Source organism: Rhodoferax sp. BLA1 (assembly GCF_013416775.1).
Lineage (GTDB): Bacteria > Pseudomonadota > Gammaproteobacteria > Burkholderiales > Burkholderiaceae_C > Rhodoferax.
On sequence record NZ_SZVI01000013.1, the window covers coordinates 672,849 to 692,879 of the forward strand.

The following is a 20,031-nucleotide window of genomic DNA, read 5'->3' on the forward strand; positions in this document are numbered from 1 at the left end:
CCGAATCTGATCCCCTATCTGCACCGATATGAACACCCCTATCTCCCCCACCCCAACCACACCCCAGCCCAACGCGCTGCAGGCCTTGCTGGCCGCCAAACCCAAACCGACCTGGTGGAAGCGCCGCAGCCTCTGGGCTGCTGTTGTATTGATAGCTGCAGGGGCAGGCGGTTATTGGGCTTGGAGCCTCAATCAGCAAAAAAATGCGGCACCCAGTTACATCACCGAGCCAGTCACCAAAGGCAACCTGACGCTCAACGTCACCGCCAACGGCACCCTGCAACCCACACGTTCGGTCAGCATTGGCAGTGAACTCTCGGGCACCGTGCGCCGCGTGCTGGTGGACATCAACGACCGGGTCAAACAGGGCCAGGTGCTGGTCGAGCTCGACACCGCCAAGCTGGGTGACCAGGTGACTCGTTCACGCGCCGCACTGGCGGTGGCGCAGGCGCAACTGGCCCAGGCCACGGCCACCGTCAAGGAAAACCGCGCCAGCCTGGCCCGGCTCGAAGAAGTGGCCCGGCTGTCGGGTGGCAAAGTGCCCTCGGCCACCGAACTCGACACCGCGCGTGCGGGCATGGAGCGCGCCGTGGCCGCCGAACTGAGTGCCAGCGCCAGTGTCGACTCGGCCCGTGCCTCGTTATCCACCGATGAGACCAACCTGTCCAAAGCCTCGATCCGCTCACCGATCAACGGTGTGGTGCTGACCCGCAGTGTCGACCCGGGCAATGCGGTGGCGGCCTCGCTGCAAGCGGTGACCCTGTTCACCATTGCCGAAGATTTGAGCCAGCTGCAGTTGAAAGTGAATGTGGATGAGGCCGATGTGGGCCGGGTCAAGGTCGGGCAAAAAGCCAGCTTCACGGTGAGCGCCTTCCCAACGCGGCGTTTTCCGGCCACCATCACCACGGTGTCCTATGGCTCAACCATCACCGACAACGTGGTCACCTATGTGACCCAGCTCGATGTGGCCAACGCCGACCTGAGCCTGCGCCCAGGCATGACCGCCACCAGCACCATCACCGCGGTTGAACGCAAGGGGGTGCTGCTGGTGCCCAACACCGCGCTGCGTTTTAACCCGGCCAAGACCAACACAGCAGCGGCCAAATCGGGTGGTGGCATCATGTCGAGCATGATGCCGCGTATGCCACCGGGGCGCAGCAAAAGTGTCTCGGGCGGCGCGACCAAACAGGTGTGGGTGCTGCGTGACGGTGTGCCCGAGGCGGTGACGGTCACCCCCGGCATCAGCGACGGTCGTATGACCGAGATCACCGATGGTGCCCTCACCGAAGGTTTGGCGGTGATCACCGAACAACGCAGCAACGCCAGCGCCAAAAAACCATGAGCAGCGAGCCGCTGATCCAGCTCAAACAGGTGACCAAGGTCTACGGCCAGGGCGCCACCGCCCTGCTCGCCCTCAAAGGGGTGGACCTGGCCATCGAGGCGGGTGATTTTGTGGCCATCATGGGCCCCAGCGGCTCAGGCAAATCCACCGCGATGAACACCCTTGGTTGCCTGGACACACCCACCTCGGGCGAGTACATCTTCAACGGTGTGCATGTGGAACACCTCTCGCGCGACCAGCGCGCGTTGTTGCGGCGGAACTACCTGGGTTTTGTGTTCCAGGGTTTTAACCTGCTGGCGCGCACCTCAGCACAAGAAAACGTCGAACTGCCGCTGTTGTACCGGGGTGAACCCGCCCAAAAGCGCCATGCCGCCGCCAAAAAGGCGCTGGCCTCGGTCGGCCTGGCGGGTTGGGAGCACCACACGCCGGCGGAACTCTCGGGCGGTCAACAACAACGCGTGGCGATTGCCCGCGCCATCGTCACCGAGCCCGCCGTGTTGCTGGCCGACGAACCCACCGGCAACCTGGATACGAAACGCAGCCACGAGATCATGCACCTGCTCTGGAAGCTCAATGTGGACCACGGCATCACCGTGCTGATGGTCACCCATGAGAGCGATATGGCCGACTACGCTAAACGCATCGTGCGTTTTGTCGACGGTCTGGTGGCCAGTGATGTGCGCAACCCGCATCCGCTGGCACTGACCGAAACGACTGTCACCCAGACCGAGGAGAGCATCTGATGTGGCTCAACACCTTGTTGCTGGCGCTGCGCTCGATCCGGCGCAACCTGATGCGCTCGTTTTTGACGATCCTGGGCATTGTGATTGGTGTCAGCGCGGTGATCACCATGGTCACCGTGGGCAACGGCGCCACCCTGTCGGTGCAGAACCAGATCGCCGGGCTGGGCACCAACCTGCTGCAAATCCGGCCCGGCCAGCGCATGGGCTCACCCGGAGGCGGTGGTGCACCGTCGTTCCGCGAGGCGGATGCCATCGCCATCCGCAGCCAGGTCAGCGGCCTGTTGGCGGTGGCCGCTGAGGGCCGTACCTCGGCCACCATCGTCGCCGACGGGCGCAACTGGGGCAGCAGCGTGATTGGCAGCACCAACGACTGGCTGGTCACCGGCAACTGGAAACTCAGCGAGGGTCGCAGCTTCAGCGACGACGAAGAACGCGGCGGCGCCTCGGTCTGTCTGGTGGGCCAAACGATCCAACGCGAGCTGTTTTCCGGCAACAGCGCGCTGGGCGCCTTCATCCGGGTCAAACAGATCACCTGCGAGGTCATTGGTGTGCTCGCGTCCAAGGGCCAGGGTGCTTTTGGCAACGACCAGGACGATGTGGTGCTGGTGCCCTTGCACACGCTGCAGAGGCGCATCACCGGCAACCTGCGTATCAACACCTTGCTGGTGTCGATGGTGGACGGCGCCGACCCCGAACGCGTCAAAGCCACCCTGACCGAGCTGCTGCGCGAGCGGCGCAAACTGGCCGAGGCCGATGAAGACAACTTCAATGTGCTTGACACCAAACAACTCGGCGAGACTTTTGCCAGCACCACCAAGGTGATGACCATGCTGCTGGGTGCGGTGGCGGCCGTGAGCCTGCTGGTGGGTGGCATCGGCATCATGAACATCATGCTGGTGAGTGTGACCGAGCGCACCCGCGAGATCGGCCTGCGCCTGGCGATTGGCGCGCTGGAGGGCGAGGTGCTGCTGCAGTTTTTGATAGAAGCGGTGGTTCTGTCCGCCCTGGGTGGGCTGATCGGCATTGTGCTGGCCACAGGTGCTTCCATCGGGTTGGCGCGACTGATGGATGTGCCTTACGTCTTCAACGTGGGCGTCAACCTGCTGTCCTTCGTGTTTTCAGCGGCGATTGGGGTCTTATTTGGCTACGTGCCGGCCCGCCGCGCAGCCCGGTTAGACCCGATCGAGGCGCTTCGGCACGAATGAAGCGTTTCGATATTGATAGCTATACACCGATATTTCATAAGGGATGGAAGCACTTTTTAGTATGAAAACGGTTGAGCTGTCGGAAAACATGACAGTTCAACGTCAGCCTGGATACCCTGAGCAGACGTAAAAACGGCACCAGAAGGTGCCGCAATCAAGGTGGAGATGATCAAAGCAACTTGCGTCGGCGTGATATCGCCAAACCAGCCAAAGCAAGACCAAAAAGTGACAGCGCTGTGGGCTCAGGAACTGCCTCAAAAGCGACTGCCGGAGTGCCCCAGCCCGACCAGCCTGCATCAGGAGCAAATTTATTGGCATTGTCCTCATTTGTTAGCCATTTGCCACCGTTCGCAGTCTTCCAGAACCAGCTGTCTGGATCAACATCTGTGCCAGTGGAGGGCTCTGCGGTTATAGGGTCGTTTGGATCGCCAACAAGGGCATAGTTCAAAGAGTTGGATGGCCCGCCAGTACCGGTTGGATTTGCGCCGTAACTCTGTGTGTTGAACGCCAATCCAAAAACGATATCGTCAGGAAGTACTACGCCAAGTCCGGAAAAGTCAAACGTGACATTGAAACCCAACCCGTTGTAACACTGCTTATCCTGCACCGAGTACCACCGCGTTGTACCTGAACAATTTACGCCATCAGCCTCAGGTCTCCACGGAATCAGCGTAGTGATGGTTTTACTAGCGATCAGTGGGCCAGGACCGGTGTCATCCAAATATTGGTATATGTTAAAAGTCAGCGTTTTTTCATAGCCCGAAGCACTGGAGCTGTAAGTGGACGCAAGCGCCCAATTGCTCATCGTCACAGTGGCCGAAGTCAGATTGCGCGCGCCACCGGCAAACTGAATATGGTCACCCATCTCAGATGTGCCAGTAGCTTGGTAGCCAATGCTGGCCTGATTGCCTGGTAAAACGGTTGGAAGATTAGAAAAAATGACATCCGCTGATGCAGTTGGCGACCAAATGACCGCAGCGGCCAGTGTGGTGATCGTCGCACTGATGGCGCGACATGTGAGTTGTTTTGACATGTTGAGTAGTTCCCTGCAAGTTGTTGATTCACACATGATGTGGTGTAAACAATGCTATTAACCACACCACATTGAAGGACAAAGCACTTTTTAAGCCACGAACCTTCAACCCGTGGTAAATCCAATCCAGATCAACAAGTTACAACAAATGGGGCACCCTACATGCTGAAGACCAAGACGCCAACTGTCAAATTCTTCGACAAAAAAAACACCCATCAAATGTCTGAAACAGAATTACTGTGAGCCGGAGCGTCAAGTGGCTAAGCATGCTGCACAAAAGCAATACTCGCAAAGAACTACTATTCTTGTAGCAACTTCACCACCGCCCGTGGGTAGATCAGGTGTTCCTGCGTGAGCACCCGTGCCGCCAGTGTGTCCGCACTGTCCCCCGGCAACACCGGCACCACCGCTTGCGCCAGGATCGGGCCGTGGTCCAGCTCGGGGGTCACCAAATGCACCGTGGCACCGGCCACCTGGCAGCCCGCATCAATCGCGCGCTGGTGGGTGTTTAGCCCGGCAAAAGCGGGCAGCAGCGAGGGGTGGATGTTGACCAGCCGCCCGGCATAGTGGTTGACAAACCCAGGCGTCAGAATTCGCATGAAGCCCGCCAGCAGCACCAGCGGCGTGTTGCCGGGGGTGGCGTAGCTGTCGATACGCTGCATCAGCGCCGCATCAAAGTCCTCGCGGCTGGCAAAGCTGGTGTGGTCAAGCACCTCGGTGGCCACGCCATGCGATCGTGCCAGAGCCAGCCCACCCGCGCTGGCTTTGTTGCTGATCACCGCCGCCACCTGGGCCTGATACTGGGTGGCCCAGTGCTCGCGCTGTGCGGCTTTAAGGATGGCCAACATGTTGGAGCCGCCGCCTGAGATCAAAATAACGATGTTTTTCATACTTGGCTGAATTATGACTTTGACCCCTCCCCCCTTTGGCAGCGCACCGGTCACCCCACCTGCGCCTGCTGTCCTGCTCACCCCGACCGAGGCACGTGTGCTCGGCACCTTGATGGAGAAAGCCCGCACCGTGCCCGACAGTTACCCGCTGTCGCTCAACTCGCTGATGCTCGGTTGCAACCAGAAAAGCAGCCGCGACCCGCTCATGAACCTGAGCGAGGCCGAGGTGGCCGACGCGGTCAGCAGCCTCAAAGAACACCAGCTGGTGCGAGAAAATAGTGGCAGCCGGGTCACCCGTTTTGAGCACAACGCCCAGCGTGGCCTGGGTGTGCCTGAACAGTCGGCGGTGCTGCTAGGCCTGCTGATGCTGCGCGGCCCACAAACCGCCGCCGAGTTGCGCCTGAACAGCGAGCGCTGGTACAAGTTTGCCGACATCTCCTCGGTGGAGGGTTTTCTGGAAGAACTGCAGGACCGCCCCGCCGAAAAAGGTGGCCCGCTGGTGGTGAAACTGGCCAAGGCCCCGGGCGCGCGGGAACAACGCTGGGCGCATCTGCTGTGTGGGCCGGTGGATGAGGCTTTGTGGGCCAGCGCGGGCTCAGCACGTCAGACCGAGGGCCTGGCACTGGAACGTGTGGCACGCCTGGAGGCCGAGGTGGCCGACCTGCGGGCCACAGTCAACCGGCTGTGTGCGGAGCTGGGGATGGCAACCACCCCCACAGCGGATTGATCAAACGCTATAAAAGCTTGTGCTCACACGCAGATAGCATGTCGAGCTTGGCCTGGGCGACCCGGGTTTGTACGCCCGAGAGATCCAGCACGGTGTGAAACAGGTTGTCGTGTGACCAGGGTTTGCTGGCCTGGGCCTGGGCGCAAGCCATTTGCAGGCCACGCTCCTGCTGCAGGGCTTTGGAAAACCACATCAGCATCGGCACATGGGTCTGCTCCTGCGGCGCCAGGGCGTAGGGCATGCCATGCAGGTACAAACCCTTTTCGCCCAGTGATTCACCGTGGTCAGAGACATACATCAAGGCGGTCGGCTGGTCGGGGGCTTGGGTCTGTAACCAGTGGATGGTTTGCGCCAGAAAGTGGTCGGTGTAACGCAGGGAGTTGTCGTAGGCGTTGACCAGCTGTTGTGTCGGGCAGTCCTGCAAGGCATTGCTGTTGCACTCCGGCAAAAACGCCTTCAAAGCCGGTGTGGAACGCTTGAAATAGGCCGGCCCATGGCTGCCCATCTGGTGCAACACCACCACGGTGCCACGGGCGCGTTTGGCCGGGTCCAGTTGCGCCAGTTGAGCAGGCAGCAGGCGCAGTAACGCTTCATCCAGGCATTCATCCCCGTCGCAGAGGGCGCCTCCCTGCTGTTCATGGGTGTCAGCATGGGGCACCCGGTCACAGACACCTTTGCAGCCCGACTGGTTGTCCAGCCAGAGCACGGCCAGCCCGGCATGCTGCAGGATGTCCAGCAGGTTTTCATAACGCGCACCGTTGCCCACATAATTTTTGCGCACCAGGTGCGAGAACATGCAGGGCACCGATGTTTCGGTGTTGGTGCCGCAGGAACTGACCTGGCTGTAGTACACCAAGTCACCTTCCCCTTGCAACTGGCGCAACTCGGGCGTGGTGTCGCGGGCATAACTGCCCAGGCCAAAGTTGTCAGCACGCGCGGTTTCACCCACCACCAGCACAATCAACGGCGCAGCGCCGGGCTTGCCAACCGGCAGCACCACATGGGCGTCCTCACCGAGCGCCTGCAACACCTGTTGGGAACGCTCGGCCTGACCGACCCCATGGCGAACCAAGGCATACACGGTGTTGAACGGGTTGATCATGTAACGCAGGGACTTGTGGTTGCGCATCAGCGAAGCCACATCCTGAAACGACAGCCACAGCAAGACCACGGCCAGCACCAAGGCCAAGACCATGGTCCCCAACTGCTGCCCCAGCAGGCGCCTGCTGCCCACGGGTCGCACAGGTTGGCGCCATAACCACAGCCCGGGCAACACCAGGCCCAGGCACAGCGTCCATAACATCGACCAGGACAACAGATCCAGGGCCTCCGAGGTGTTGGTGTTGACCACGTTGGCAATCATGCTGGCGTCGATCACCACCCCGTAACTTTGCATGAAATAGCTGCTCGACGCCGCCAGCGCCAACAGCACCAAAGCCACCGGCTTGAGCCAGCGTGGCCACACCAGCAAACACAAGACCGCCACCGTGAATGCCATCACCGCCAGCACCAGTGTGCTCACCGTCAACACAGCATGCCAGCCCTGGGTTTCGGGCAGCTGCCAGATGACACGCCACAGCGGCAGGTTGCCCGCTGTGGCCAGCCACAGTGCCAGGGTAAGTATCAGTAAAACAGGGTGCCAAGGTGTGCGGCGGGTCAAGGTGAGGGTCATAAAAGCCTGTGTGGAGGGTTGTTACAGGCATTCTGAAAGAGCTGGATTAAGTCCAGCTTAAGAAAGCCCTTCACCGAACCAGCACCACCCTGGTTTTAAGCCTGGCTTAACCCAAAGGGGCTGCAATAGCGGCCATGTACCCATTTGCCAAGCACCCACCCGCTCGCCCATCCAGCCAAACCAAACGAGCCAGCCCACTCTGGCCCATCAGTCTGATCGGACTGGCCCTGACCCTGTTGTGGGATGCCTCAGGGCTGGACCTGTGGGTGATGGCCCAACTCGGGTCCTCACACGGCTTTGCACTGCAACACAACTGGTGGCTGGAAGCCGTTCTGCACGATGGCGCGCGTCTGTTGGCTTGGGGTGTGCTGGCAGGTCTGGCGCTGATGGTCTGGCGACCCATCGGGCTTTTCAGACAGTTGCCGCGCCGCCAACGTGCCGAGATGCTGCTGGGCACCCTACTGGCCTTGCTGCTGATCAGCACCCTCAAACACCACAGCCTGAGCAGTTGTCCCTGGGACCTGCAGCAGTTTGGTGGGGTGGCCGCGTACCGCTCACACTGGGCCTGGGGGCTGCCCGATGGTGGTCCGGGCAAGTGTTTCCCGGGCGGTCATGCCTCTGCAGCATTCGCATTTTTGGCCGTGCCACTGAGTCTGCTGGCCTCTGAGCGCACCACACACCGCCACACCGGCTGGTGGTGTCTGGCCGGTGTGCTTCTGGCCGGGATCGTGCTAGGAACCACCCAAACCCTGCGCGGCGCCCATTACCCGAGCCACAGCCTGTGGACCGCCCTGATCTGCTGGACAGTGGCCCTGCTCAACCACCTGATCTGTCGCGCTTTCCCTCAAAAAACTTTCTTAAGGCAGCCTTAATCTCGCCGCCCCAACATCGCGGCTTGTCTCCAATCAACCACAAGGAAAGCAATGTCGTTCATGGCTTCACGTCAAGTTTTACCGCCCGGTGACGATTCGGCTTTGTCGGCTCGCCCCAGGATTCGCACCCATCTGCCGGGCAGCCCGGCACGGGCACAAGTTGAGGACTTCATCGGCCGCATTTACCGCGACAGCTACGGCGCCGATGTCCGGCACTTTTCACCCACCCTGGTCAGCCTGCACGATGCACAGGGCGAGATCGTGTCGGCAGCGGGATACCGGGCGGCGAGCCAGGAACCCTTGTTTCTGGAGCGTTATCTGGACACCCCGATTCAGACCCGGCTCACCACGGCCGGAGGCACCGCACCCGAGCGCACACGGATCGTCGAGGTCGGCCACCTGGCCTCAGGCAAAGCTGGCAGCGGCAAAAGCCTGATCCTGCAGTTGGCCCCATTGCTGGCCGCGCAAGGTTTTCTGTGGGTTGTCAGCACCCTGACCGAAGAATTGCGTCACCTGTTTTTGCGCCTGGGCATCGCGCCTTTGGCGCTGGGGATGGCCGACCCCGATTTGCTCGGTGATGCAGCTACTGCCTGGGGCAGCTACTACGACCACCACCCGGTGGTGCTGGCCGGGCAGCTGGACCTGGCACTACAGACCCTGAGTCGGCGTGGGGTGCTGGCATGAAGGCCGCACTGGAAGACGGCCAACAGTCTTGGTCAGCACCCGCCTTGCAACAGGTGGTTGCAGAAGCCCAAGACTGGCTGCAAGCTGGCAACACACGCGTGCTGGCCAGTGTGCTGGACAACTCGGCCGCGTTTGTGGCGCTGGACGAAGCCCTGATGGCCGGTGAACGTGTCCATGTGCCTTTGCCACCCTTTTTTACCGCCGCTCAAATGCAACACGCGCTGGCGGCCACCGGGGCCGACACCCTGGTCACCGAACCGGCGTTGGCACAAGCCTGGCAAGGTTTACCCTGGCAACCCGTGCGCCTGGCCGGGCGCGATCTGGTCAGCACTCACCTTCCCAGCACGCCACACCCCTTGCCACCCGGCACGACCAAGATCACCTTTACCTCGGGCACCACCGGTTCCCCCAAAGGCGTTTGCCTGAGCCGCCAGGCCATGCAAAACGTGGCCCAGGGGCTGATCACCGCCTTGGGTCCCTTGGGCATCGAACGCCACCTCAATGCCCTGCCCTTTTCGGTGCTGCTGGAAAACATCGCCGGTCTGATGGCCCCGCGCCAACAAGGCATCACCTTGGTGACTCTGGGCATGCAGGCGCTGGGGCTGAAAGGTTCCTCGCAGTTTGATGCCGCCGTGTTTCATGCCGCCATCAAGGCCAGCCGGGCCAACAGTCTGATCCTGCTACCACAAATGCTGCGCGCCTGGTGTGGCTATTTGCAGCACAGCGGCCAGCGTGCCCCCGAGGGTTTGCGTTTTGTGGCGGTGGGGGGGGCAGCCGTTGGGGCCAGCCTGTTGTTGGCCGCCCACAGCCTGGGCATTCCCGCCTACGAAGGGTATGGCTTGTCCGAAGGTGCCTCCGTGCAGACGCTCAATCTGCCCGGCGCCAGCAAACCGGGCAGCGTGGGACGCGCACTGGCACATGCCCAGATCCGCTGCGCGGCCGACGGTGAAATTGAGGTCAGCGGCAGCCTGTTTAATGGCTACCTCGGTGACACCACAGCGCCGCCTGCCTGGTGGCCTACCGGAGACCTGGGCTCCATCGATGCCGATGGTTTTATCCAGGTATCGGGCCGCAAAAAACATGTGCTGATCACCGCGTTCGGGCGCAATGTGTCACCCGAATGGGTGGAGACCAGCCTGTGCAGCCAGGCGACCATCCTGCAGGCGGTGGTGTTTGGGGATGGTGAACCCAGCTTGCTCGCGGTGCTTTGGCCGATGAGCCCCGACCTCAGCGACGCCGCCTTGCAGGCCGCCGTGGACCGCTGCAACAGCCAGCTGCCGGATTACGCGCGGATTGGCCGCTGGACCCGTGCGCGCGCCGCCTTCCATGTCTCCACCGGCCTGGCCACCGCCAACGGCCGACCACAACGCCCGGCCATCTGGGCACAACACGCCGATCTTCTTTCCACCCTGACTGTCACCCAAGCATGAACTTCTACCAACACCTGATTGAACAGACCAACGAAGCCCGCCAGGGCCTGCTGAACACCCCCATCATCGAAGGTGCCTTGCGCGGCCAGGTGAGCCTGCCGAGTTACCTGGCTTTCCTGCGCGAGGCTTACCACCATGTGAGCCACACCGTGCCGCTGTTGCGGGCCACCCAGGCCGCGTTGCCAGCCCACCACCAGTGGCTTTTTGAGCCGCTGCAGGAGTACATCGCCGAAGAAAGCGGCCACGAAGAATGGATCCTGGACGACATCCGTGCCTGTGGTGGTGACGCCGAGGCCGTGCGCGCTGGCCCCCCAGCCCATGCCACCGAGATGATGGTGGCCTATGCCTACGACACCATCGCTCGCAAGAACCCTCTGGGCTTTTTTGGCATGGTGCTGGTGCTTGAAGGCACCAGCGTGTCACTGGCGCTGATGGCAGCCGATGCAATTCAGAAGCCGCTGGGCCTGCCCGATGCTGGCTTCAGCTACCTGCGCTCCCACGGCACCCTGGACCAGGAACACACCCAACACCTGGCGGTGTTAATGAACCAGGTCACCGACCCTGCAGACCAGGCCGCCATCGTGCACGCCGCGCGCGCCTTTTACCGCCTGTATGGGGATGTGTTTCGCAGCCTGCCGCTGCCGGTGGTCAGCCCGGCCCAGCAAATGCCGGTGGCACAGGCATGAAGCTCGACCAGGCACGCGTGCTGCTGACCGGCGCCAGCGGTGGCATCGGTCAGATCATGCAACAAGCTTTGCTGCAGGCCGGGGCCCAGGTGCTGGGTATCAGCCGCCAGCCACAAAAGTCCACCCACCCCCATCTGACCTGGCTACAGGCTGACCTGACCGAACCACAAGGCATCAGCGATGTTGCCCGTGTGGGCGCCCAGTGGCAGGCCAATGTGCTGGTGCACGCGGCCGGTCTGCCGGGTTTTGGAGCCCTGCCGAGCCTGTCAACGGCGGCCATTGGCCAGGTGATCCAGACCAATCTGCTCACCCCGATGCTGCTGACCCAGGCCCTGCTGCCCCACCTGCAAAGCCTGGCGCAGGCGCAGGTGGTGTTTGTGGGGTCGGCGCTGGGGCGCATTGGGTTGCCGGGATTCAGCGTCTACGGTGCCAGCAAAGCCGGCCTGCATGGCTTTGCCGAAGCCTTGCGGCGAGAACTGGCGGGCAGCAGTGTGCTGATTCAGACACTGGCGCCGCGCAGCACCCGCACCGGCTTCAACAGCGCTGAGGCCGAACGCTACAACCAGGCCACCGGCACGGCAGTGGACAGCCCCGAGACCGTAGCCCAAGCGCTGCTAAAACTGATCGAGAGCCAGGCCGCAGAACAGTTCATCGGCTGGCCAGAACGCCTGGCCGTGCGTCTGAATGGCGCGCTAGGGCCAATGCTCGACAGCAGTTTCACCAAACACCGCCAGGCTCTGGCGCAGCCCACCATCCACACCCCCAAACTCACACCTCAAGGACCTCAACCATGAAATTGCTCGCCACCCTTCTCTTGACCGCCGCTTGTGTGCTGCCGTTCTCTTTACATGCCGCGCCGCTGGACGACGCCATCACCGAACTGCAGCGCGACTGGGAAGTCATCCGTTACCAGACGCCGGAGTCTGCCCGCCTCAAACGTTTTGAGGCGCTGAGCGCCAAGGCGCACGGTGTCAGCCAGACCTTCGCCGGGCGCAGCGAACCGCTGGTCTGGGAGGGCATCATCGTGAGTTCGCTGGCCAATGAAAAAGGCGGCTTGGGCGCACTCAGCTTGGCCAAACAGGCCAAGGCCATGTACGAGCAGGCCATTGCACTGGGCGGCGACACCCTGCAAGGCTCGGCCTACGGCAGCCTGGCCGTGTTGTATTACAAGGTACCCGGCTGGCCGCTGGGTTTTGGTGACAAGGCCAAGGCCGAAGAACTGCTGAAAAAAGCTCTGAGCCTGAACCCCACCGGCATTGACCCCAACTACTTTTACGCTGACTTCTTGGTGGAGACTGGCCGTGGCAGCGAGGCAGCCAGCTATCTGGAGCGCGCTCTCGCCGCCCCACCCCGCCCGGGCCGCGAGGTGGCCGATACCGGTCGGCGCGAGGAAGTGCGCCAGTTGCTGACCAAAGTCAAGGCGATGTGAGTTCGGCCACCACCCCGCTGCCATCGGCACGCGGGTGGTAAGACAGGATCAGCCCATGCAGCGCGGCAATCCGCTGCGCAATCGACACCCCCAGGCCACTGCCGGGCTCGGCCTGTCCCTCCGGGCGGTAAAACCGCTCTCCCAGACGTTGTAACTGCTCGGCGGGCAGCGGCTCACCCGCGTTCTCCACCCGCACGCTGCTGGGTTTCAGGCGCAGGGTCACGGTGCTGCCTTCAGGCGCATAACGCACCGCGTTGTCGAGCAGGTTGCGCAACAACACCGCCAGCAAGTCCCCGTCACCACGCCAGTCTGGTGGACTTTGGGGCTCTGGCGGCCAGTCACACGCCAGCTCAATCTGACGCCGCTCGGCCAGCGCCAGGCTGTCACTCATGGCCTGCTCGGCCAGGTGCTGCCAGTCCAGCGGCTCGGTACGGGTCAGGCCATCGGTGGCTTCCAGCCGCGACAGGCGCAGCAGCTGATCCACCAGACGTGTCATACGCAACATGCCCGCACTGAGTTTGCCTGCGGCCTGCGACCGCTCTGACTCGGTGCGGGCGCCTTGCAACACCTCCCATTGCGCACTGAGCACGGCCAGCGGTGTGCGCAGTTCATGCGCGGCATCGGCGGTAAAACGGCGCTCCCGGGCCAAGGTGGCGTCGATGCGGCCAAACAGGCCGTTCATCGCCAACAACAGGGGCTGGATTTCAGCAGGCGCCGCTTGGGACGGGATGGCCTGTAAATCATCGGCGCTGCGCTCTTGCAGCTCCTGGGTCAGGGCACGCATCGGGTTCAAGGCGCGGCGCACCGCCCAGGCCATCGCCAGCAGCAAGACCGGCAGGGTCAACAACCAGGGCAACAGCTGGCTTTCCACCAGGCCCCACACCAACTCGTCGCGTTCACCGATCTTCTGCCCGGCGGCCACCAGCCACTCCCGGTTGGGCGACTGCAGGTAATACACCCGCCAGGGCTCGTGCTGCAAGGACAACTCAACAAAACCGACGGCGTCGGTGAGCAACGGCAGTTGAGTGCCCTCACGGTCGGTCAGCAAGACTTTGCCCTGATGGTCCCAGACCGCAATGGCTAGGTCCTCCAGGTCGGCTTCCTGGCTCACGGCGGGGGCACTGGCGCCGCCTTTGGCGCGGTCCAGCCCCATCAATGTGGCCTGCACCTGCAGTGTCAGGCGAATCATTTCGGTGTCAAACAACTCGTTGACCTCGGTGCGCGCCCGGGTGGACGACACCCAGGCCGCGCCCACCCACACCAGGGGGGCACAGATCAGCAGATACATCAGCAGGCGGCGTTGCAGACTCATGCGGACTCCCGTGCCGGGCCCAAGGCATACCCCAGGCCACGGATGGTGCGCACCACCGCCGGGTGGATCTTGCGCCGCAGGTGGTGGATGTGCACTTCCAGCGCGTTGCTCTCAGGCTCACCACCGCTCCAGTCGTACATCTGCTCCTGCAGCTGGGTTTTGGACAAAACCCGCTGTGGGTGTTTGAGCAGGATCTCCAGCAATGCTGTCTCACGCGCGGTCAGCTCCACCGGCTGGTCCAGCCAATACACCTGCCGGGTCGAGGGGTCGTAACGCAAGCCACCATGCACCCACTCAGACTGGCTGCGCCCGGTGGCGCGGCGCAGCAGCGCACGCAGACGCGCCGCCAGCTCCTCAATCGACATCGGTTTGATCAGGTAATCATCGGCCCCGGCATCGAGCCCGGCCACCCGCTGCTCCAGGCCATCACGGGCGGTCAGGATCAGCACCGGCAAAGCCACCCCACGCTGGCGCCAGCGCCTGAGCCAGACCATGCCATCGGTACCCGGCAGGCCCAGGTCCAGCACCAGGGCGTCGTAACTGGCTGTGCCCAACGCGGCATCGGCGCGCGCACCATCGGGAAAGCAGTCCACCACATGGCCGAGCTGGCGCAAGCCGGTGCCCAGTGCATCGGCCAGCTGGGCATCGTCTTCAAGAATCAGTAAACGCATCGGGCTCCCTCGGTACGGGTGGCATGGCCCGTTGCCACAGAGCTAACTCAGTCTGCGGGCGGGTGGCCGATGCTACCAAAGCGGGTGACTGCGTCAGCCTTGGACACACGGTCCAGCTGACGTGGCAGGCTCAGGGTGGCCACCAGGCCACCTTCGGGGTGGTTGGCCAGCGTCAGAGCACCACCGTGTCGGCGGGCAATGTCACTGGCCGTGGCCAGACCCAGCCCGACCCCGCCGCTGTGGCACGGCTGGGTTGATGCCAACTGGTAGAACGGGGTCAGCACCTTGTTGAACGCCGCCTCGGGGATGCCCGGGCCGTTGTCATACACTGAAATCTGTAGCTGTTCGCCCTTATCCTGTAAGGAGATACGAGCATATTTCCCATAACGCAGCGCATTGCCAATGAGGTTGCTCACACAGCGGCGCAGGGCCGAGGCCTGCGCCAGCACCGGCGCACAAGCCAGCTCACCGACCAGTTGCACATCCTGCGCGCTGTCGCGGGCGTCTTCGGCCAGACTGCGCAGCAGGGCCGCCACATCCAGCTGCACCATGGGCTCGGGTTCGGCCAGACCCCGCAGGGTGTCGAGTGTGGTGCGGATCATCTCATGCATTTCGCCAATGTCTTTGTCAAAACGCTGGCGCTGCAAAGGGTCAGACAGGGCTTGGGCGCGCCGCGCCAGACGGTTCAGCGGTGTGCGCAGGTCATGTGAGACCGCCGCCACAAACTGGTCGCGTTGCAGCATCTGCTGGCGAATGCGCGCCTGCATCTGGTTGAACATGCGGGTGGCTTCGCGGCACTCCAGCGCCCCCTCTTCAAGCAGCGGCGCCCGGCGCATGCAACCACCAATCGCCTTCGCCGCCACATTGAGCTTGCGCAATGGCACCCGCGTCCAGCGGGCACCCATCCAGGCGGCCAATACAAGGGCCACAGCGTCCAACAGCCAGCCGAAGTGGACCAGACCGGTCAGGGGTGAAGCCGCCGGCTCAGCACCCCGCTCGCCCCAGGCCGCCAGCGGTGGCCAGGGCGACAAGCCCGAGACCAGCGTGGCGGCCAGCACCCGGCTGACCACCATCGTCAACAACAACAGCAGCAACAGGCGGCCAAACAAGCCGGAGGGCAAACCCCGCAACACCAGGCGATACAAGCCGCTTGTCGGCCGGAGGCTCAGTTGTGCCATGCCGAGCGCCCCTGCACCGACTGGGCGTTGAACATGTAACCAGCACCACGCACCGTCTTGATCATCGAGGGCGCCTGTGGGTCTTGGGCCAGCTTTTGCCGCAGGCGCGACACCAGCAGGTCGATGCTGCGCTCAAACACATCCATGGTCCGCCCGCGCGCCTGCTCCACCAGTTGGTCACGGCTGAACAGCCGCCGCGGGGTCTGCAAAAAGGTCGACAGCAGCCGGAATTCGGCGTTGGACAGGGCCACGGTCAGCCCGGTGGGTGACGTCAGGCTGCGTTCACTGCGGTGCAGCACCCAGCCATCAAAATGCACCACATCGCTGTACAACAGCGCCGCCGCACTGTCCAGGGTCGGTTTGGCGCGGCGCAACACGGTGTGGATACGCGCCACCAGTTCACGGGGCTCAAACGGTTTGCTGACGTAATCGTCGGCGCCATTTTCCAACCCCATGATGCGGTCATAGATGCCGCGGCGTGCGGTCAGCAAAATCACCGGAATCGTCGAACGCTGGCGGATTTCACGCGACAGCTGCAGCCCATCCACCCCTGGCAGCATCACATCCATCACCACCAAATCAATCGGGTGACGCGCCAGCTCAGCCCACATCTGGACGCCATCGCTGGCGGTGTGGGATTTGAAGTTAAAACGTGCCAGGTACTCACCCAGCAAGCTGGTGATTTCTGCGTCGTCGTCAACGATCAAGAGTTGTTGTTGTGGCTTCATGGCGAACTGCACTGCGGGCAAAAACCAGTTTAGAACGCAGCGCCTGGGCCGATAGGGCGAATTGGACGGCTTTTAAGCCCTTGTTGGATTCCTCCGGATGACATTTGTATCCGGCCTGACACAAAGCAGACATTGGCGCGAAACCGGAGGGTTTCAAAATGCTGGAACACTCCGCTTCACCCTCTGAAAGGACACGTCATGGGCTCGATCTCTGGTGTCAGTGGCATGCGCAATGCTTGGACCCAAGTCACCACACAGCGCAACCAGAGGCAGGACAAGCCGTTCGCTGGCATCGACGCGGACAGCAGCTCGAATGAGCAAGCGGGCTTGGACGCCATGGTCTCGGACATCGGCCAGATCACCGACACCCCATGGGGCATCAACCGCCCGATCAAGGCCATGGACAGAGCAAACCAGCACAGTAACCTGTCAGGCACAAACTCCCTGTTGTCCAAGGTGGACAAGACCGACATGCCAACGGGGTTCGACGGATCAGCAGATGCTGCTCGCTGAGCGGCTGAGCGGCTGAGCGGCTGAGCTTCAGTATGCCCTCGCCTATTCTGGGTTGCGCACTCTCAGAAACGAAGCAAAGCGTGGCACGCCTTTGGGTGTGCGCTCGCGGTAGCGGTAGGTCACCAGGCTGCCAATGGGTGGTGGGTCGGCGCGTTGGGCGTCGCTGAAGCCGCTGCCCAGGGCAAAACGCTGGCCACTGGGCAACTCCAGCAACAAGGCGCCCATTTGGCCACTCAAACGGCCTTTGCCCGGCAGGTGGCCCACCACCCGGGCCTCGTCGTCGGGCTGCGGTTTGAGCTTGCGCAGGGCGCTGCTGCGCCCGGGAGACCACAAGGCGTCGGCGCGGTGTAACACCAGCCCCTCGCCACCGCCTTGCACCGTGGTGGCCAGCAGGGCTTGCAAGGCCTGGGCATCCGACACACGCTGCTGAGGCACGGCCTGTAACCAGGGCTGAGCGGCTTGCGCCAGCACACCCTGCAAACGCTGGACACGTTCAGCAAAAGGCTCAGGGGCACCGGGCAGGTCAAACACCATGTAGCGCACTTGGCGCCAATCGTCCTCCACCGGAGTGGCGCGGCGCACCAGGCCCGAGAGTTCATCAAAACGATCGCGCCCGAGCCACAGCTCACCATCCAGCGCCACCGCAGGCAAAGCGGCGGTGAACCAGCCCGGCGCCGCAATCACCCGGCCACTGCGAAAACGCAGGGTCTGGCCATCCCATAACGCTCGCACACCGTCGAGTTTTTCGCTCACCAGGTGAGCCGACGGGTCCTCTTTGGCCGACCAGTCGCTGGCCAGCATCAAGGCCGGGATGTTGGCAGCGGCCAGCGCGTCCGGTGTGGCCGACGGGTTGGCAGCAACAGCCAAGGATGGGTGCAAAGCACCACCCAGCAGCCAGGCCAAACAAGCGGCCGATGTGGCGGAGCGTGAAAAGTGCATGGAAAGCCCCCTCTCGTTGTAGAACAAAAAGGCCTCAAGCCCTTGTTCAAAAAGGGCTCATCACTATGACTTTGGTATCAACCGGTGTGACGGTACAGGTGTTCCAGGCCCACCCCAGCGCGGGACAGGGCGACCGAGGTGTCTGGGCCTCGGCCCCGATCAGGCTGCCAGCCGCGATGACTTGGGCACATGCGCCATCAAAAACGCCATCTGGTCCACCAGAATGCGGCGGTTGCGCAGGATGAAGTCTTCCCACAGGCTGGGCACATAAGGTGTGTAGAGTAGCGGCATATTGGCCTGCTCGGGCGTGCGGTGGCTTTTGCGGTGGTTGCAGGGTTTGCAGGCGGTGACCACATTCATCCAGGTGTCGATGCCTTTTTGGGCAAACGGGATGATGTGTTCACGTGTCAAGTCAGCCTCGGCAAACAAATCACCACAGTAGGCGCAGATGTTGCGGTCGCGCGCAAACAGTTTGGCATTGGTCAGGCCCGGGCGCAGCTCAAACGGGTTGATGTTGGGCACACCCTTGGTGCCGATGATGCTCGACACAGTGATAACCGACTGTTTGCCGGTGATGGCGTTGTGGCCGCCGTGGAACACGGCCACCTCATGGCCCATTTCCCAGCGGACCTCCTCGGCGGCGTAGTGCAGCACCGCTTGTTCCAGCGAAATCCACGATTGGGGCAGCCCCTGGGCTGACAGCTTCAAGACTTTCAAAACACGACTCCCAAAAAAGACGTTATCCGAAACCCACTCAAAACCTGATCGACACCAACAGAACCCTTGGCATGGCCCCACATGAGATGCAGGAAACGCGCCAATAACCATCCCAACACCGGTCTGGGACACAATATACCCCCTTTACGTGTCAAATTGGCGTCAAGCCCACTTGAACTTTGCTTATTGTGCTATTTAAGTTATAACAAAGAATGAAGATTTACAGGGGTTTCAAGCACCCGGACATTGCGCCAGCGTGTGCCTTGACGATTGGCAACTTTGACGGTGTGCACCGTGGCCACCAGGCCATGCTCTCACTGCTCAAGGGCGAGGCCCAACAGCGTGGTGTACCGAGCTGTGTGTTGACCTTCGAGCCACATCCGCGCGACCATTTTGCCGCCGTCACCCACAACCCGGCACGGGCACCGGCGCGCGTGGGCACCCTGCGCGACAAGCTGATTGATCTGGCGGCCTGTGGTGTCGACCAGATTGTGGTGCTGCCCTTTGACACCCATCTGGCCAACCTGACCCCGATGGACTTTATCAACCAGGTGCTGCGCCGCGGCCTAGGCGCCACCTATGTGCTGGTGGGCGACGATTTTCGTTTTGGCGCCCGCCGCTCCGGTGACTACGCCTTGCTGGACCAGGCCGGACTGGATCAGGGTTTTGATGTGGCCCGCATGAACAGTTACGAGGTGCACAACCTGCGCGTGTCCAGCTCAGCCGTGCGTGAGGCGCTGGGCCAAGGCCGCATGAAAGACGCCACCCGGCTGATGGGCCACCCGTATCGCATCTCGGGCCATGTGGTGCATGGCCGCAAGCTCGGGCGCTCGCTCGGGTTCAAAACCCTCAACATGCGTTTTGCCCACTGGAAACCGGCCGCCAGCGGCATTTTTGCAGTGCTGGTCTATGGCCTGAGCCCGCAGCCGCTGCGTGGCGTGGCCAACATGGGCATCCGCCCATCGCTTGACCCCAACGATGTCAACGGCGGTCGCGTGTTGCTGGAAACCCATTGCCTGGACTGGCCAGAGAGCCTGGGTGCCGAAGGGGCCTACGGCAAAATTGTGCGTGTGGAACTGCTCCACAAGTTACACGAGGAACGCAAATACGCGTCCCTGGACGCGTTGACGGCGGGCATCCACCAGGACTGCCTGGACGCCCGCACCTACTTTGACACCCACCCTGAAGCGGGCAGCACCAAAACCTGAACCCTCTCGACCTGGTGTGCAGACGGCCTGTCCGCCCAGCCCCCGTTGTGCC

The 20,031-nt window shown here is 62.4% G+C and carries 21 protein-coding genes; 12 read left to right on the forward strand and 9 right to left on the reverse strand.

The window, feature by feature from the left end; translation table 11 throughout:
• The first annotated feature begins 28 nt into the window (after window positions 1–28).
• Genes FDG13_RS18635 through FDG13_RS18645 form a run of 3 tightly spaced genes read left to right on the forward strand, consistent with a single transcriptional unit; the run spans window position 29 to window position 3,290 of the window.
• The gene (locus FDG13_RS18635) at window positions 29–1,342 is read left to right on the forward strand and encodes an efflux RND transporter periplasmic adaptor subunit (RefSeq protein WP_180131972.1); all 1,314 of its coding nucleotides are present in this window, start codon (window positions 29–31) and stop codon (window positions 1,340–1,342) included.
• Window positions 1,339–2,085, forward strand: a complete 747-nt coding sequence (locus FDG13_RS18640) for an ABC transporter ATP-binding protein (protein ID WP_180131975.1) — start codon at window positions 1,339–1,341, stop codon at window positions 2,083–2,085. Before FDG13_RS18635 ends, FDG13_RS18640 begins: the two co-directional genes overlap by 4 nt.
• Window positions 2,085–3,290: an ABC transporter permease gene (locus FDG13_RS18645; protein ID WP_180131977.1), complete on the forward strand. Its 1,206-nt coding sequence runs from the start codon at window positions 2,085–2,087 to the stop codon at window positions 3,288–3,290. Before FDG13_RS18640 ends, FDG13_RS18645 begins: the two co-directional genes overlap by 1 nt.
• Window positions 3,291–3,459: 169 nt before the next feature.
• Here the strand turns inward: FDG13_RS18645 and FDG13_RS18650 are convergent, their stop codons facing one another.
• Both FDG13_RS18650 and purN read right to left on the reverse strand, forming a co-directional pair.
• Window positions 3,460–4,323 carry a PEP-CTERM sorting domain-containing protein gene (locus FDG13_RS18650; protein WP_180131979.1) on the reverse strand — a complete coding sequence of 288 codons (864 nt, stop codon included), beginning with the start codon at window positions 4,321–4,323 and terminating at the stop codon, window positions 3,460–3,462.
• Between the two features lie 299 nt (window positions 4,324–4,622).
• Window positions 4,623–5,213, reverse strand: a complete 591-nt coding sequence (purN, locus tag FDG13_RS18655) for a phosphoribosylglycinamide formyltransferase (RefSeq protein WP_180131981.1) — start codon at window positions 5,211–5,213, stop codon at window positions 4,623–4,625.
• A gap of 112 nt (window positions 5,214–5,325) precedes the next feature.
• Here purN and FDG13_RS18660 point away from each other — a divergent pair, with 112 nt between their 5' ends.
• Window positions 5,326–5,940, forward strand: a complete 615-nt coding sequence (locus FDG13_RS18660) for a YceH family protein (protein ID WP_370528267.1) — start codon at window positions 5,326–5,328, stop codon at window positions 5,938–5,940.
• Between the two features lie 7 nt (window positions 5,941–5,947).
• Here FDG13_RS18660 and FDG13_RS18665 read toward each other — a convergent pair whose 3' ends face one another.
• Window positions 5,948–7,612: a phosphoethanolamine transferase gene (locus tag FDG13_RS18665; protein ID WP_255435325.1), complete on the reverse strand. Its 1,665-nt coding sequence runs from the start codon at window positions 7,610–7,612 to the stop codon at window positions 5,948–5,950.
• Window positions 7,613–7,746: 134 nt separating this feature from the next.
• Here FDG13_RS18665 and FDG13_RS18670 point away from each other — a divergent pair, with 134 nt between their 5' ends.
• From FDG13_RS18670 to FDG13_RS18695, 6 genes are read left to right on the forward strand one after another with little or no spacing between them, the layout of a single operon-like run.
• Window positions 7,747–8,484 (forward strand): phosphatase PAP2 family protein, encoded by a 738-nt coding sequence (locus FDG13_RS18670; protein WP_180131985.1) that lies wholly within the window; start codon window positions 7,747–7,749, stop codon window positions 8,482–8,484.
• 60 nt (window positions 8,485–8,544) lie between these two features.
• The gene (locus FDG13_RS18675) at window positions 8,545–9,168 is read left to right on the forward strand and encodes a thermostable hemolysin (RefSeq protein ID WP_255435326.1); all 624 of its coding nucleotides are present in this window, start codon (window positions 8,545–8,547) and stop codon (window positions 9,166–9,168) included.
• Window positions 9,165–10,598 carry an AMP-binding protein gene (locus tag FDG13_RS18680; protein ID WP_180131990.1) on the forward strand — a complete coding sequence of 478 codons (1,434 nt, stop codon included), beginning with the start codon at window positions 9,165–9,167 and terminating at the stop codon, window positions 10,596–10,598. Before FDG13_RS18675 ends, FDG13_RS18680 begins: the two co-directional genes overlap by 4 nt.
• Complete coding sequence (locus tag FDG13_RS18685) at window positions 10,595–11,284, forward strand: TenA family transcriptional regulator (protein WP_180131992.1); 690 nt, start codon at window positions 10,595–10,597, stop codon at window positions 11,282–11,284. Before FDG13_RS18680 ends, FDG13_RS18685 begins: the two co-directional genes overlap by 4 nt.
• Complete coding sequence (locus FDG13_RS18690; protein ID WP_180131994.1) at window positions 11,281–12,078, forward strand: SDR family oxidoreductase; 798 nt, start codon at window positions 11,281–11,283, stop codon at window positions 12,076–12,078. The genes FDG13_RS18685 and FDG13_RS18690 overlap by 4 nt, the downstream gene beginning before the upstream one ends.
• A complete protein-coding gene (locus tag FDG13_RS18695) occupies window positions 12,075–12,713 on the forward strand; it encodes a tetratricopeptide repeat protein (RefSeq protein ID WP_180131996.1) in 639 nt (212 codons plus the stop codon). The genes FDG13_RS18690 and FDG13_RS18695 overlap by 4 nt, the downstream gene beginning before the upstream one ends.
• Here FDG13_RS18695 and FDG13_RS18700 read toward each other — a convergent pair.
• The 4 genes from FDG13_RS18700 to FDG13_RS18715 are packed head-to-tail and all read right to left on the reverse strand — an operon-like array spanning window position 12,700 to window position 16,602.
• Window positions 12,700–14,025 (reverse strand): ATP-binding protein, encoded by a 1,326-nt coding sequence (locus FDG13_RS18700; RefSeq protein ID WP_180131998.1) that lies wholly within the window; start codon window positions 14,023–14,025, stop codon window positions 12,700–12,702. The two genes, FDG13_RS18695 and FDG13_RS18700, sit on opposite strands and share 14 nt — an antisense overlap.
• Window positions 14,022–14,696 (reverse strand): response regulator, encoded by a 675-nt coding sequence (locus FDG13_RS18705; RefSeq protein ID WP_180132000.1) that lies wholly within the window; start codon window positions 14,694–14,696, stop codon window positions 14,022–14,024. Before FDG13_RS18705 ends, FDG13_RS18700 begins: the two co-directional genes overlap by 4 nt.
• Before the next feature lie 47 nt (window positions 14,697–14,743).
• Window positions 14,744–15,874, reverse strand: a complete 1,131-nt coding sequence (locus FDG13_RS18710; protein WP_180132002.1) for an ATP-binding protein — start codon at window positions 15,872–15,874, stop codon at window positions 14,744–14,746.
• Complete coding sequence (locus FDG13_RS18715; RefSeq protein ID WP_180132004.1) at window positions 15,862–16,602, reverse strand: response regulator; 741 nt, start codon at window positions 16,600–16,602, stop codon at window positions 15,862–15,864. The genes FDG13_RS18710 and FDG13_RS18715 overlap by 13 nt, the downstream gene beginning before the upstream one ends.
• A 198-nt stretch (window positions 16,603–16,800) precedes the next feature.
• On the opposite strand from FDG13_RS18715, the gene FDG13_RS18720 reads away from it, so the two are divergent.
• Window positions 16,801–17,115, forward strand: coding sequence for a hypothetical protein (locus FDG13_RS18720; protein WP_180132006.1), 315 nt, complete (start codon window positions 16,801–16,803; stop codon window positions 17,113–17,115).
• A gap of 42 nt (window positions 17,116–17,157) precedes the next feature.
• Here FDG13_RS18720 and FDG13_RS18725 read toward each other — a convergent pair whose 3' ends face one another.
• Together FDG13_RS18725 and FDG13_RS18730 are read right to left on the reverse strand one after the other, a co-directional pair.
• Window positions 17,158–18,054 carry a DNA ligase gene (locus tag FDG13_RS18725; protein WP_180132008.1) on the reverse strand — a complete coding sequence of 299 codons (897 nt, stop codon included), beginning with the start codon at window positions 18,052–18,054 and terminating at the stop codon, window positions 17,158–17,160.
• A 159-nt stretch (window positions 18,055–18,213) separates the two neighbouring features.
• The gene (locus tag FDG13_RS18730; RefSeq protein WP_180132010.1) at window positions 18,214–18,771 is read right to left on the reverse strand and encodes an HNH endonuclease; all 558 of its coding nucleotides are present in this window, start codon (window positions 18,769–18,771) and stop codon (window positions 18,214–18,216) included.
• 212 nt (window positions 18,772–18,983) lie between these two features.
• Here FDG13_RS18730 and FDG13_RS18735 point away from each other — a divergent pair, with 212 nt between their 5' ends.
• Complete coding sequence (locus FDG13_RS18735) at window positions 18,984–19,979, forward strand: bifunctional riboflavin kinase/FAD synthetase (protein ID WP_180132052.1); 996 nt, start codon at window positions 18,984–18,986, stop codon at window positions 19,977–19,979.
• The last annotated feature ends 52 nt before the right edge of the window (window positions 19,980–20,031 follow it).